At 31.1% G+C, this 13911-nt stretch carries 17 protein-coding genes, 1 tRNA gene and 1 pseudogene; 9 read left to right on the forward strand and 10 right to left on the reverse strand.

What is annotated here, in order from left to right:
• The first annotated feature begins 72 nt into the window (after positions 1 to 72).
• From cas9 to cas2, 4 genes and pseudogenes are all read left to right on the forward strand, one after another.
• Positions 73 to 864 (forward strand): type II CRISPR RNA-guided endonuclease Cas9, encoded by a 792-nt coding sequence (gene cas9, locus M4I21_RS00005; protein ID WP_249556903.1) that lies wholly within the window; start codon positions 73 to 75, stop codon positions 862 to 864.
• Between the two features lie 87 nt (positions 865 to 951).
• Positions 952 to 1983 carry a hypothetical protein gene (locus M4I21_RS00010; RefSeq protein WP_249556904.1) on the forward strand — a complete coding sequence of 344 codons (1032 nt, stop codon included), beginning with the start codon at positions 952 to 954 and terminating at the stop codon, positions 1981 to 1983.
• Positions 1980 to 2857: pseudogene (cas1, locus tag M4I21_RS00015) on the forward strand (type II CRISPR-associated endonuclease Cas1). The gene M4I21_RS00010 and the pseudogene cas1 overlap by 4 nt, the downstream one beginning before the upstream one ends.
• 5 nt (positions 2858 to 2862) lie before the next feature.
• Entirely contained in the window at positions 2863 to 3201 is a 339-nt protein-coding gene (gene cas2 / locus M4I21_RS00020) for a CRISPR-associated endonuclease Cas2 (protein ID WP_249556905.1), read from the forward strand.
• Between the two features lie 564 nt (positions 3202 to 3765).
• Here cas2 and M4I21_RS00025 read toward each other — a convergent pair.
• Positions 3766 to 3839, reverse strand: a tRNA-Met gene (locus tag M4I21_RS00025).
• A gap of 138 nt (positions 3840 to 3977) precedes the next feature.
• Between M4I21_RS00025 and M4I21_RS00030 the strand changes: the two genes are divergently transcribed.
• On the forward strand, positions 3978 to 4364 hold the full coding sequence (locus M4I21_RS00030; protein ID WP_249556906.1) for an START-like domain-containing protein: 387 nt from the start codon (positions 3978 to 3980) through the stop codon (positions 4362 to 4364).
• Positions 4365 to 4418: 54 nt separating this feature from the next.
• Positions 4419 to 5264, forward strand: coding sequence for an aminotransferase class IV (locus tag M4I21_RS00035; RefSeq protein WP_249556907.1), 846 nt, complete (start codon positions 4419 to 4421; stop codon positions 5262 to 5264).
• Here M4I21_RS00035 and M4I21_RS00040 read toward each other — a convergent pair.
• The 5 genes from M4I21_RS00040 to M4I21_RS00060 form a co-directional block, all read right to left on the reverse strand.
• The gene (locus M4I21_RS00040) at positions 5261 to 5821 is read right to left on the reverse strand and encodes a YqgE/AlgH family protein (protein ID WP_249556908.1); all 561 of its coding nucleotides are present in this window, start codon (positions 5819 to 5821) and stop codon (positions 5261 to 5263) included. The genes M4I21_RS00035 and M4I21_RS00040 overlap by 4 nt on opposite strands.
• A 111-nt stretch (positions 5822 to 5932) precedes the next feature.
• A complete protein-coding gene (locus M4I21_RS00045; RefSeq protein WP_072302490.1) occupies positions 5933 to 6205 on the reverse strand; it encodes an HU family DNA-binding protein in 273 nt (90 codons plus the stop codon).
• A gap of 174 nt (positions 6206 to 6379) precedes the next feature.
• On the reverse strand, positions 6380 to 7327 hold the full coding sequence (fmt, locus tag M4I21_RS00050) for a methionyl-tRNA formyltransferase (RefSeq protein ID WP_249556909.1): 948 nt from the start codon (positions 7325 to 7327) through the stop codon (positions 6380 to 6382).
• Position 7328: 1 nt separating this feature from the next.
• Complete coding sequence (locus tag M4I21_RS00055) at positions 7329 to 9227, reverse strand: RecQ family ATP-dependent DNA helicase (RefSeq protein ID WP_249556910.1); 1899 nt, start codon at positions 9225 to 9227, stop codon at positions 7329 to 7331.
• Complete coding sequence (locus tag M4I21_RS00060) at positions 9227 to 9769, reverse strand: AAA family ATPase (protein ID WP_249556911.1); 543 nt, start codon at positions 9767 to 9769, stop codon at positions 9227 to 9229. The genes M4I21_RS00055 and M4I21_RS00060 overlap by 1 nt, the downstream gene beginning before the upstream one ends.
• 95 nt (positions 9770 to 9864) lie before the next feature.
• On the opposite strand from M4I21_RS00060, the gene M4I21_RS00065 reads away from it, so the two are divergent.
• The 3 genes from M4I21_RS00065 to murA all read left to right on the forward strand — a co-directional run bounded on the left by M4I21_RS00065 (position 9865) and on the right by murA (position 12241).
• On the forward strand, positions 9865 to 10152 hold the full coding sequence (locus M4I21_RS00065) for a DUF493 family protein (RefSeq protein ID WP_249556912.1): 288 nt from the start codon (positions 9865 to 9867) through the stop codon (positions 10150 to 10152).
• Positions 10153 to 10255: 103 nt separating this feature from the next.
• Entirely contained in the window at positions 10256 to 10918 is a 663-nt protein-coding gene (locus tag M4I21_RS00070; protein ID WP_249556913.1) for a DUF4290 domain-containing protein, read from the forward strand.
• A gap of 15 nt (positions 10919 to 10933) precedes the next feature.
• On the forward strand, positions 10934 to 12241 hold the full coding sequence (murA, locus tag M4I21_RS00075) for a UDP-N-acetylglucosamine 1-carboxyvinyltransferase (RefSeq protein ID WP_249556914.1): 1308 nt from the start codon (positions 10934 to 10936) through the stop codon (positions 12239 to 12241).
• On the opposite strand, the gene M4I21_RS00080 is transcribed toward murA, so the two are convergent.
• The 4 genes from M4I21_RS00080 to M4I21_RS00095 all read right to left on the reverse strand — a co-directional run bounded on the left by M4I21_RS00080 (position 12242) and on the right by M4I21_RS00095 (position 13908).
• The gene (locus tag M4I21_RS00080) at positions 12242 to 12682 is read right to left on the reverse strand and encodes a hypothetical protein (RefSeq protein ID WP_249556915.1); all 441 of its coding nucleotides are present in this window, start codon (positions 12680 to 12682) and stop codon (positions 12242 to 12244) included.
• Positions 12683 to 12808: 126 nt separating this feature from the next.
• Positions 12809 to 13273 (reverse strand): SRPBCC family protein, encoded by a 465-nt coding sequence (locus M4I21_RS00085; RefSeq protein ID WP_249556916.1) that lies wholly within the window; start codon positions 13271 to 13273, stop codon positions 12809 to 12811.
• Position 13274: 1 nt separating this feature from the next.
• Positions 13275 to 13736, reverse strand: a complete 462-nt coding sequence (locus M4I21_RS00090; protein ID WP_249556917.1) for a TspO/MBR family protein — start codon at positions 13734 to 13736, stop codon at positions 13275 to 13277.
• On the reverse strand, positions 13723 to 13908 hold the full coding sequence (locus M4I21_RS00095; RefSeq protein WP_249556918.1) for a Lacal_2735 family protein: 186 nt from the start codon (positions 13906 to 13908) through the stop codon (positions 13723 to 13725). Before M4I21_RS00095 ends, M4I21_RS00090 begins: the two co-directional genes overlap by 14 nt.
• Positions 13909 to 13911 lie beyond the last annotated feature (3 nt).

Here is a 13911-nt window from a genome sequence, read left to right on the forward strand (position 1 = left end):
AAGTTTAGTATATCTTGACCTTCAAAATTATCCATATATCAATGTTTTAAAGCTATAAGATACGGAAACTAAATGACTAACTCAATAAAAGATAATAAAACAGCCTATGAGTTTTTAAAAGGAGAAGGAGGTAGGGTTGTTACTTTAAGCGATGGAAATACAGTCACTTTATTTAATATTGATAAATACGAGAAACATTGTAAACAATATTTTAAAAAAAACAGAACAAAACTAAATAATTTATTATCAGAAGATATTCCTGAAGGGTTTATAAATAGACAATTAAATGATAGTAGATATATCAGTAAAGTTGTTAAAACTCTTTTAAGTAATATTGTTAGAGAAGAAGGAGAAAAAGAAGCTACAACAAAACGTCTTGTGCCAGTTACAGGCTCAATTACTTCTAGATTAAAACAAGATTGGGGTTTAAATGATAAATGGAATGAAATTGTTGCTCCTAGATTTATGAGATTAAATGAATTGACAAGCTCTAACGATTTTGGAGAATGGGATTCAAAAATTAATGCTTTTAGAACAAAGGTACCAGATGAAATTTCAAGAGGATTCAGTAAAAAAAGAATAGATCATAGACACCATGCGTTAGATGCTTTAATAATAGCTTGTTGTACAAAAAAGCATACTAATTATTTAGGCTCTTTAAATTCTGAAAGAGAAAATTACGGTTTAAAAGAGAGTTTGTTAATAAAGAATAAACAAGGAGATTTTACAAAACATTTTCAACTTCCTTGGGCAAATTTCTCTACAGAAGCTAAGGAAGACTTAGAAAAGATAATTATCAGTTTTAAGCAAAATTTAAGAATAATAAATAAAACGAATAATAAAACTTGGCAATGGGAACCATAAAGCGATGGAACTTTTAAAAAAATATTAAAAAAACAAAAAGACGCTACAAACTCAACTAATAAAACAAATTGGGCTATTAGAAAACCAATGCATAAAGAAACAGTATCTGGTGCTGTTAAAATAAAAAAGATAAAAAAAGGGTTTAGTAATATTACTAGTTATTTAGATAAACCTGACTTAATTGTTGATAAATCAATTAAAAGAAAAGTAAAGAGTTTATTAACTCTTTTTGATAATGATTTAAAAAAAGTTAGAAAATATTTAAAGGAATCACCTCTTTTAATTGAAAGAAAAGAAATTACTAAAACAAAAGTATTTGAATGGTCTGAAAATGCAACTGCTACTAGAGTAGCTTTAAATGAAAAGTTTACTAGAAAACAACTTGAATCTATTACTGATGGTGGTATCATAACTATTTTAGAAAGACATTTACAGAATTATATTGAGGATGACCAAAAAGAGCGATTTGATTTAGCTTTTAATACTGATGGTGTTGATGCTTTAAATAAAAATATAAAAGTATTAAATAATGGTAAAAATCATTATCCAATTTATAAAGTACGTTTGTATGAAGAAGGTAGTAAATTTAGTATTGGAGAAAGTGGTGCTAAAGGAACTAAGTTTGTAGAAGCTGCCAAGGGAACAAATTTATTCTTTGCAATTTATTATGATGAAGAAAAGAAAAAAAGAGTATTTGAAACCATTCCTTTAAATGAGGTTATAGCACATCAAAAGCAAACAGCATCACTTCCAAAAGAAAAACGATTACCAATACAGCCAAGTAATATAAAAGGGGGTTTTTTATTTACTCTTTCTCCTAATGATTTGGTCTATGTTCCAACAAATGAAGAATTAGAAAATAAATCTTTAGTCGATTTTAATAATCTATCTAATAAACAAGTTTCTAGAGTTTATAAGATGGTTAGTTCTACTGGTACAGAATGTCATTTTGTTAATAATCATATAGCCAAATTAATTAAAACCTATAATTCAAAAACTAAAACGGGTGAGTTTGGTAGTCTAAATAAGTCTGAATTGTCGATTGATAATATTAGGATAAAGGAAAGGTGTTTAAAATTAAATTTAAGTAGAATTGGTAATGTAAAAATTCTATCATGATAAAAAGAACTATCTATATTGGTAATCCATCCTATTTAAAACTGAAACAAAAGCAATTAGTTGTCCAAGAGCCAGAAACGAAAGAAATTAAAGGAACTGTGTCAATTGAAGATATTGCTTTGTTAATGCTAGATCATTATCAGATAACAATTTCTAATCAATTATTGATAAAGCTACAGGGCAATAATGTTGCCATAATTAGTTGCGATGAACATCATTTGCCTTTCGGTATGATGTTACCATTGTATGGTCATTCAGAATATTCTGAGAGAATTAAACATCAATTAGCAGCTTCAGAACCTTTAAAAAAACAACTTTGGAAACAAACAGTTGAGCAAAAATTAGAAAACCAAAAAGCTCTTTTAGATTTAAATAATAGAGTATCAGAACCATTGGCAGAATATAGATTAAATGTAAAAAGTGGAGATACTTCTAATAGAGAAGGTATTGCTGCTCAATTTTATTGGAAACATTTATTTGAGAATTTTTCTAGAGAACGTTACGGAGAAGAACCTAATAATTTATTGAATTTTGGGTATGCAGTTTTAAGAAGTATTGTAGCTAGAGCTTTAGTAAGTAGCGGACTATTGCCTGTTCTAGGTGTTTTCCATAAAAATAAGTACAATCCCTATTGTTTAGCAGATGATATTATAGACCTTTTGTAGATAAGCTAGTTTACAATTATATAGCTAATAACAATAACTATGAGCTAAATAAAGATGCTAAAGCAACGATTTTAGCAATTGCAACACAAGATGTATTTATTGATGGAGTTGTAAGACCACTATTTATTGCTGTTTCTACAACAACAGCTAGCTTGTATAAATGTTTTACAGGAGAGTTAAGACAGATAAAGTACCCCGAACTAGATTAATTAAAATGTCATCAAAAAGATATAATGCTTATAGAATTATGTGGATTTTAGTGTTTTTTGATTTACCAACAGAAACCAAGAGAGAAAGAAAGGTTGCAGGTCAATTTCGTAAAAAATTAATTGACGATGGGTTTACTATGTTTCAATTTTCTATTTACTTAAGACATTGTCCTAGTAGGGAAAATGCTAAAGTACTTACTAAAAGAGTGAAGTTAAGTTTACCAAAACACGGTAAAGTTTGTATTTTAGAAATTACAGATAAGCAATTTGGTAATATGGAATTGTTTCATGGAATAAAAGAAGTTGATTTACCTAAACCAAGTCAACAATTACAATTATTTTAATTAGGATAAAAAAAATCAAAATAAAATGCCTTTAAGCTTTTCTTGCAATAGTTATTTTTTATCTAAAAAAGGAATCCCAAAGTATTGATTTTACTCAATATTTTGGGATTGACCTTGTGATTGCTCACGTAAAAATACAATTTGAAATCAATTCACAACATTATGGCGTACGATAAGGATAAAATATACCTTGTGATTGCTCACGTAAAAATACAATTTGAAATCAATTCACAACTGCGCTCCTCTATTGATAAAGATGTGTCTTCTTGTGATTGCTCACGTAAAAATACAATTTGAAATCAATTCACAGTAAGTCATGAAGTTTTAAAAAAAAAATAAATTTAAAAAGAGTATGTATATAGAAATAAAGAGGTTATTTTTTTTAAAATAAGAATATTGACACAAAGATGTCTTGTTTTGAATGCTTATTATAGCAATTAATAGCTTTTAAGGTAATTTGTATTGTTCTACTATGATGAGTAAAAAAAATCAATTTGTTGTACCTATGTTGTACCTAAACAAAAAAAGTCAAGATATAAATCTTGACTTTTCGTACTATACTTGTAGCGAGAACGAGAGTTGAACTCGTGACCTCCGGGTTATGAATCCGACGCTCTAACCAACTGAGCTACCTCGCCAGGTGTTTTTTTTAACGGCTGCAAATATATATATCTTTTTCCTGATAATCAAAATAAATTTTCATAAAAATATTATATCATTTTTTGTTTTTTTATCATAGAGAAATATATATATTGCCTTTTCTAAACATTACGAGAATGAGTGATAAAATTAACTATGAGCTAGAGTTTGTGATACAATCATCACCACAAATGCTTTATCAATATATATCTACACCATCTGGATTATCAGAATGGTTTGCAGACAACGTGAATTCTAGAGGAGAGAAATTTACCTTTATTTGGGACGGATCTGAAGAAGTTGCTAATTTACTAAAGAAAAAAAGCGACGAATTTATCCGTTTTACCTGGGAAGAAGAAGAAGATGACAGCTGTTATTTTGAACTACGTATAAAAGTAGACGACATAACATCTGATGTTTCTTTGTTTATATCTGATTTTGCTGATGAAGATGAAGTAGAAGAAGGTAAATTATTATGGACAAACCAGATTTCTAGTTTAAAACAAGTTCTAGGATCTGCCTAGAAATTATGAAATAAACAATATCTTTGGCCTTGAATTTTTTTCAAGGCTTTTTTTATGATCAATTTTAACGGAGAATTACTAGAAAACAACGCATTATTTTTAAATGAAGAAAATAGAGGGTTGCGTTATGGCGATTCATTATTTGAAAGTATACGTGTTGTAAACGGTAAAATTTACTTTTGGGAAGATCACTACCTACGCCTTATGGCATCTATGCGTATTCTACGTATGGAGATACCTATGAATTTTACGATGGAATATCTAGAAGAACAAATTCTAGAAACCATAGAAGCTAGTCAAATGCAAAATAGTGCCGTGCGCATACGTATTACGGTGTATAGAGATAATGGCGGTTTGTACTTACCAGTTACAAATAATATTAGTTATATAATTGAGACTAAAGCACTAGATAACCCTTTTTATATACATAAAGAAGGAGCTTATGAGGTAGAGCTTTTTAAAGATCATTATGTTAATACGGGATTGTTAGCTACATTAAAGTCTAATAATAGAATTATAAACGTCTTAGGAAGCATTTACGCTAACGAAAATGGTTACGACAACTGTTTACTGCTAAACAATGCAAAACAGGTTGTAGAGGCTTTAAATGGCAATTTATTCTTGGTGAAAGGATCCGTTATAAAAACACCTCCTTTAAAAGATGGATGTTTAAATGGTATTACCCGTAAAAAATTAATCGCAAGTTTAGAGAAGCTAGAAAATTATACACTAGAAGAAGCATCTATTTCTCCTTTTGAATTGCAAAAGGCCGATGAACTTTTTGTAACAAATGCAATTACTGGTATACAGTCTATTACAAAGTACAGGAAAAAAGAATTTGATAATAAGGTTGCTAAAGATTTATTAGGTAAATTAAATGCTTTAGCTAGGTTGTCTTAGTTTAATGCAGGGTTTTCTGGAGCGTTAGACCATAGTAAATAATCGCCACCAAGCTCATCCATTTTTTCTTTCCAAAGATCAATGGTACATTTTTCTAAAATAGCACTTTTGTATATGTTGTGCGTTACAATCCAAGATTTAGAACTTAACTCAAAGTCTAACTGAAGAGAATCCCAACCAGAATAACCAAGGAAAAAGCGGATATCTTTATGGGTAATGGTATTGTCATTTATTAAACCTACTATTTTTTGAAAATTACCTCCCCAAAAAATACCGTTAGATATTTCTATACTGTCTTCTATAAGGTGTGGTACTTTGTGTATAAAGTATAGATTGTCTTGTTCTACTGGTCCGCCATTATATACTTTAAAAGAGGCTTTTATATCCTCTACTAAATCATTAATGGTATATTTTAATGGCTTATTAAGAATAAAGCCTACAGAACCTTCTTTGTTATGCTCTGCTAATAATACAATAGATCTGTTAAAAGAAACATCGCCTGTTAAAGACGGTTCTGCAACAAGAAGATTTCCTTTTTGTGGGTGGTTAGTTGGCATATAATCGTGTTTATTCAATTAAAGTAAATAAATTTTACGAGAAATAAAAAATAACCCCATAAAAAAAGCGCTTCTCAAGAGAAGCGCTTTTATATCTTAAAAAACTATTACTTAGTTTACAGAGTTGCTTAACTCAGTACCAGCTTTAAATTTAACAACGTTTTTAGCTGCTATTTTGATAGTTTTACCAGTTTGTGGGTTTCTACCGTCTCTAGCTTCTCTTCTTGTTACAGACCAAGATCCAAAACCTACTAAAGAAACTCTACCACCTTTTTTAAGTGATCCTTCAACGTTTCCTAAAAAAGACTCTAATGCTTTCTTTGCTGCTGCTTTAGTGATGCCAGCGTCAGCTGCCATTGCATCGATTAATTCTGTTTTGTTCATAATTAAATTAAATTAATTGTTGTTTAATAACTTATATTCTCCTAACAAATTTATATGGATTTAACTTTAACGCAAGTAAATTGCAGGGAAATACGCCATTTTGTTAATAACTAGGAGTGTTTGTTAATAAAGTAGGGGTTTTTCTACGCATTTTTGGATCAAAAAACGTGTTAGCTAGCCTAAATATGCAGTTTCTTTTAATTGTAAGCCGTTTAAAACATCGCTAGTTTTCATTCTTCGCTTGCCAGAAAGCTGTATTTCTAACAAATTAATGTAGCCATTTGGAACTGCAACTTTAATTGTTTTCTTATCAAAAACTAATTTACCAGGAGTTAGGTTGTGTTCTATTTCTTCTAATTCTGTTGTGTATACTTTTAGTGGGGTGCTACCATCATCATTATATAAGGTAGTCCAAGCTGCTGGGTATGGACTTAAACCTCTTATTAAATTGTAGGTTTTTGTGGCGTTTGCTGTCCAATCTATTTTACAAGTGTCCTTATGTATCTTGTAGGCTAACTTTAAATCGCTGTGATCTTCTTGTTTTTTGGTGTTTACACTGCCATTTTCAATCTGTTCTAATGTTTCTATCACTAGTTCTGCACCAAGGTTCATTAACCTGTCGTGCAATACACCTGCGTTTTCTGTTGTAGTAATGTTTGTTTTTTTGTGTAGTATGGTTTCACCTGTATCAATTTTATCATCAATAAAAAATGTAGTAACCCCTGTTTCTGTTTCTCCATTTATAATAGCCCAGTTAATTGGCGCGGCCCCACGGTACTGTGGTAATAAAGATGCGTGTAAATTAAATGTACCATACTTAGGCATTTGCCAAACAACTTTAGGTAGCATTCTAAAAGCGACAACAATTTGTAGGTTTGCTTGTAGGTCTTCTAGTTCCTTAATAAAGCTAGGGTCCTTTAAGTTTGTTGGTTGTAGTATGGTAAGGTTATTTTTTTCTGCATATTGCTTTACTGCAGAAGTGTGTATTTTTCTACCACGTCCAGCAGGTTTGTCTGGAGCGGTTATAACACCAACTACTGTATACTTGTTTTGTACTAAACTATCTAAAATGGTAACAGCAAAATCTGGTGTTCCCATAAAAACAATGCGTAAATTGCTCATATTATTGTATTGTATATTGGTTTTGTGTATTAATTGCTATTTTACTGTCTTCTAATAAAGACTGTAAGGTGTTTAAAACGACTTCTTCTTTATAAGGTAGTGCTTGTATGAGTTCTCTAGAGCTTAGGTTCGCAAAATTTAACTTTGTAATAATTTCTGCGGCAACTAGTTCTAAGATTAAATTATTTGTTGGTGGTCCCTGTTTTAAACAAACATCACATTTACCACATCGTTTCTTTTTTTCTCCAAAATAGGCTAGTAGTTGTACATTTCTGCAAATAGTATCAGTTTTAATATACGTTAACATTGCATCTATGTTGTTCACCTTTACCTGTTGTAACTCTTTTACCTTTTTAGAAAATGCATTTATAGTTAAATCATCTTCTCTTGGCACTAAAAAAGTAAGTTCTAAGTCACTGTTTTGTGCAGTGTAGGCTATAATTTCGTCTTTTTGTAATTTTTCTAAAGCTAACGTAATTGTATTTTCTTCTATGTTCAATTTTTTAGAAAGTAATACTGTGTTAATCTTTATTTCATATTCAAAAATACCACCATACGTCCTTAACAATGTTTGTATAATAGTAACCAAACTCTTATGGGTACTTAAATACTGATTAAGTGTGGGTTTTGTAGCTGTAAATTGAATAGTTGCTTGTTTGTTGTAATTCTCTTCTAAGGATATAACAGAATGCTGATCTAATATTTTTAGTGCATTATAAGTTAGCATACCCTTTAGTTTATAGGTGCTACAAAATGCATTAAAGTTTAGTTGAAACTTTTCTGGTCGATCTTCTCCGTAAGAAATCTGAAAATAATTATTTAACTTATTGTATAACAGTTTTAAAAATGTAATGTCTGGTAAAACACTTAAAAACTGTTGTTTTACTTGAGTTTCATCTTCTTTATTTAAAAGTAATACAGCATTAGATTCTTGACCATCTCTGCCAGCTCTACCAGCTTCCTGGTAGTAATTTTCTATACTATCTGGAATTTGGTAATGCACAACCAAACGAACATCTGGTTTGTCTATACCCATACCAAACGCATTGGTAGCTACAATAATTTTACTTTTATTTTTAAGCCAATTTGTAAGTCTATTTTGTTTTTCTTTTCTAGAAATACCGCCGTGAAAAAACGTAGTTGCAAACCCATTGTTATTTAAATACGCGGATATTTGCTCTGTTAAACGCCTAGATCTTACATAAACAATAGCACTGTTTTCAGTTTGCGCGCAAAGTTCTTTTAATTGATGTAACTTATCTTCGTTCCAAACAATTTTATAGGTAATATTATCTCTAGAGAATGAATCTTTAATAATTAAAGAATCTCTAAATTGAAGACTCTGTATAATATCTTCTGCTACTTTTTTTGTAGCTGTGGCAGTAAGCGCTAAAACAGGAACTGCTGGGAACATATCTCTTAATATGCCACAACTTTGATATGCAGGCCTAAAGTCGTTTCCCCATTGCGAAATACAATGTGCCTCATCTATAGCAATAAGGTTTACATTCATCTGTAAAATACGCTCCTTAATAAGATCTTGTTGTAAACGTTCTGGAGATAAATATAGAAATTTATAATTACCAAAAACACAATTGTCTAATAGGTTTATAACTTCATCTATAGAAATGCCGCCAGTAAGAGCAATGGCTTTAATGCCTTTTTTCTTTAGGCTATCTACTTGGTCTTGTATTAGGGCAATTAAGGGCGAGACTACGATGCAAATACCGTCTTGTACTAGAGCCGGAATTTGGTAGCAAATAGATTTTCCGCCACCTGTTGGTAGTAAAGCTAAAGCATCTTTTTGTTCTAAAACGGTCGTTATAATTTTTTCTTGCGAGCCCCTAAAGCTAGCATATCCCCAGTATTGTTGTAAAATATCTTGCGGACTTTTCTGCACTAGCTAATGTTTAAGGTTTCTAATATAAAATTAGTACGTTCTTCTACTGTTCCTGTTGGTACTATAATAGGGGTGTAGCCATAGTCTTTGTAGGTTTGATCTAATAATTGGTGAATGCGTTTTGCTTCTTCAAAATCCTCATACCTTTCATTGTCGTTCGAATGTATTTCTTCCCATGGTGGAAAAATAAAAACGACATCATATTTAGCAGCATTGCAAGTTTCCTTGTAATTTTCGCCATACATAATATCCGTTCCATTTAAATATGCCACAACATCTGGCACCCCGCGGTCTAGAAAAACAATATCTTTTTCTAAGGTATTTGCCGTGTTAAATTGGTCTAAACGGCCAGCTAATAATCTATCGCTAAATAATAAAGGATTGGTTATAAAAAGCTGCGTTATACCTTCTTCTCTGGCAGCCAATGTAACATCTCTAGAAATCTCATGCAGACAGGTGTATCCCAAAGCATCAATTTTATTAATAACTGTTGTTTTTCCGGTACTAGGACCTCCTGTAATAACTATCTTTTTTGGTTTCAATACGCTAATTTAATATAGCAAAGATAACTAAAATAGGAACTACATAAAAAGTGGTGTAAAATACAGTATTGCACTATATTTGTAAAAAAAATGGTATGAATACAGATAATCCAGAAGAATTTTACGCAAGATTAAAAGAGCAGTTAGATTTAAGTAACACTTGGCCAGCTGATTACCTCTATAAATTTATTATCCCAACAGATCCAGAAAAGTTTAAAAAAATAGAGCAAATTTTTGATAATACAGGTGCTGTAATAGTGTCTAAAAAGTCTAAAAATGGTAAATATACAAGTGTATCTATCACTGTAAGTATGAAAGATTCGGATGCTATTATTGCTAAATATATAGAAGTAGGTAAGATAAAAGGAGTTATATCGTTATAAAACCGCCTATAATTGGTGTTTGTTTTATTTATTTTAGTACTTTGCAGAACATAAACGTAGAACTTCACGTTTTAGAATATAAATTAGCATAAATCTTTTTAGTTTGAATTTAGTAGAAAACTTAGAGTATAATACTGAGCGCGATCAGCTCATTATTCCAGAATACGGTCGTCATTTTCAAAAAATGGTAGACTATGCAATATCTATAGATGATGTAGAAGAGCGCAATAAAGTAGCGAAAGCGATTATTAGCGTAATGGGTAATTTGCAGCCTCATTTAAGAGATGTGCCAGATTTTCAGCACAAACTATGGGATCAGTTATTTATAATGGCTGATTTTAAATTAGACGTAGATTCTCCTTTTCCTGTAACTACAAAGGAAATGTTGCAAGAGCGTCCAGAACCACTAGAGTACCCTCAGAATTTTCCAAAATATAGGTTTTATGGCAATAACATAAAACGTATGATTGATGTTGCAGTAGACTGGGAAGAAGGTGATATGAGAGATGGTTTGGAATATGCTATTGCAAATCATATGAAAAAATGCTATCTAAATTGGAATAAAGATGTAGTAGATGATAGCGCTATATTTAAGCATTTATACGATTTAAGCGACGGAAGAATAGATTTAGCTAAAAAAGAAGAAACGTTAACAGAAAGCGGGCAATTCTTAAAGAATAAAATAGCAAAGTCTAATGCTAGATATACCAACGCAAAAAGCAACCAAAGAAGTAACAATAATAACCGTGGTAAAAAACGGTACTAAATAATAAAATCTTAAATGGGGACATTTAAAATTGAGGGCGGTCACCGTCTACAAGGAGATATTACTCCGCAAGGAGCTAAAAATGAAGCTTTACAGATACTTTGTGCAGTGTTATTAACACCTGAAGAAGTACAAATTAATAACATACCAGACATTGTAGATGTTAATAAGCTGATAGCACTACTAGAAGATTTGGGTGTAAAAATTCAAAAAAGAGGTAAAGGGTCTTATACCTTTAAAGCAGATGATGTAAACTTAGATTACTTACAGTCTGACCAATTTAAAGAAGATGGTCGTGGATTACGTGGATCTATAATGCTAGTTGGTCCTTTATTGGCACGTTTTGGTAAAGGTTATATACCAAAACCAGGCGGAGATAAAATTGGCCGTCGTAGATTAGATACACATTTTGAAGGTTTTATTAATCTAGGTGCAAAATTTAGATACAACAAAGAAGAATATTTTTACGGAGTAGAAGCTAAGAAACTAAAAGGCACGTATATGCTTTTAGATGAGGCCTCTGTAACTGGTACGGCAAATATAGTAATGGCCGCTGTTTTAGCAGAAGGCACAACTACTATTTATAATGCTGCTTGTGAGCCATACTTACAACAGTTATGTAAAATGCTAAATCGCATGGGTGCTAAAATTACCGGTGTAGGATCTAATCTTTTAACTATAGAAGGTGTAGATGCTCTTGGTGGTACAGAACACAGAATGCTACCAGATATGATAGAAATTGGTAGTTGGATTGGCTTAGCTGCAATGACAAAAAGTGAACTTACGATTAAAAACGTAAGTTGGGATGATCTAGGGCAGATACCGTCAGTTTTTAGAAAATTGGGTATTACATTAGAACGCAGAGGAGATGATATTTATATACCAGAACATAAAGATGGTTATGAAATTCAAAACTATATTGACGGTTCTATTTTAACGATTTCAGATGCACCTTGGCCGGGCTTAACTCCAGATTTATTGAGTATTATTTTGGTAGTTGCTACGCAGGCAAAAGGAGAGGTTTTAATACATCAAAAAATGTTTGAAAGCCGTTTGTTTTTTGTAGACAAATTATTAGATATGGGAGCTAAAGTTATTCTTTGCGATCCACATAGAGCAACAGTTATAGGCCACGATTTTAAGTCTACTTTAAAGGCTACAACAATGGTGTCTCCAGATATTAGAGCAGGTGTATCTTTATTAATTGCAGCTTTATCTGCAAAAGGAACATCTACCATACATAATATAGAACAAATAGATAGAGGTTACGAAAATATTGATGAACGTCTAAGAGCTATTGGAGCAAAAATAATAAGAATGTAGTTAGTTATTTCCTAACCACATAGTAGTACTTTTTGAAGTATTATAAATTGTCCAACCTAATAAGAATGATACTAATATTATTCTTATTAGGTTTTGTTTTGATATAAACTTTTTGATACTTTCTGACGAATCTAAACCAGCTATTATTTTACCGTGTTTTGGTTCTATAATTGTGATGTGTTGTATCCACATAAACAGAATAACAAGTATGCTTATAATTGTATATGAATTTTGTCTGTCTATCAGTTGTAAAACAGAAGTAATTAAGTGTCCAGGAGCTAAAATAAGTGCAAACAAGAATATTCTGTCTCTTCCTGTGTGGTACCATTTTAGTAATTCTTCTCTGGAATAGTATGTTAGGGAAGGGTATATAATAAACTGTAATAAGCAAAAAACAATTACAGCCGAAAATTCAAACATAAGTCTTAATATATCTATCATTTTGATTGAGGTATTAGTCAATTTCTAATTAAAAAATAGGATAAATAAGATTACATTATAAGAGTTGTCTTAAAACTATATCTTTTATTATGTAACTTATGTTTAAAAATCTATAGTTTGAGCCTATTATTTGTAGACTCCAAATAGTTCATTTAGTTTCTTTTTTCTATGATTGAAAATTTCTTCTAATTTTGGTTTAACTAAAATAGGATGCATAAGCTGACCTAAAATTCCGAAAGGAACTTTATAGTCTATAATGTCTTCCATTTCTACCCCACCATCTATTTCTTTAATAAAATGTTTGTGATGCCAAAGTGCATATGGTCCAAAGCGTTGCTCGTCTACAAAATATTCATTGCGCACCATATGCGTAATTTCTGTAACCCATTTTGTTTTTATACCTAAGACAGGGGTAACTATATATTGTATAATTTGTCCTTGATACATAGGTCTATCTGCACCAGATAAAATAATAAATCCCATATAATCAGGGGTGATTGTTTTTAAATTTTCTGGTTTAGATAAAAATTCCCAAGCAGTTTCCAAACTAATTGGTAATTTTTGCTTCTCGTGTAAGGTATAAATTTTCATACTAGTTATATATTAAAATATAGGCATTTAATGAGGTAGCAATACAGAGCCAAATTATATAAGGCACTAATAGCAGCGATTTTGCTTTGGATTTGTTGTTGTACTTATTAATTATATATATAAGAACAAAAGTTAAAGACGTAATAATAACAAGACCTATTTTAATATTATGTTGATTAAAAAAAGCAAAATTCCAACCTACGTTTAAAAACCACTGTACAGCGTATATAATCATAAACTTAAGGCTATTACTAGCTTTTGCTAAGTAGCCTAAGTAAATGGCAAAACATATCATTATGGTAGTCCAAGCAGCACCAAAAACCCAGCCTGGAGGCGTCCAAGGTGCTTTGTTTAAGTTTAGGTACCAAGTAGATTGTGCTCCGTTATCCATAAGTAAAATTCCTAATGCTAAGGCACTAAAATTTAAAATTAGAAACAGGATGATGTACTTAGCTAGTTTCATTAGTATTTTTCATTAGTTCTACTATTTTGTCTTGTATAGCCTCGGCTTCTGCAAATTTAGCATCACTAGCGCTACGGTTGCTTGTAGAAAGAGCGTGATACTCTTTCATTAGTTGCTCGTATTGTTTTTGTAATTTAGTTATAGGGGATTTTTTTTTAAATAGACCAAACATAAT

It is taken from the genome of Cellulophaga sp. 20_2_10, assembly GCF_023476645.1.
GTDB lineage: Bacteria > Bacteroidota > Bacteroidia > Flavobacteriales > Flavobacteriaceae > Cellulophaga.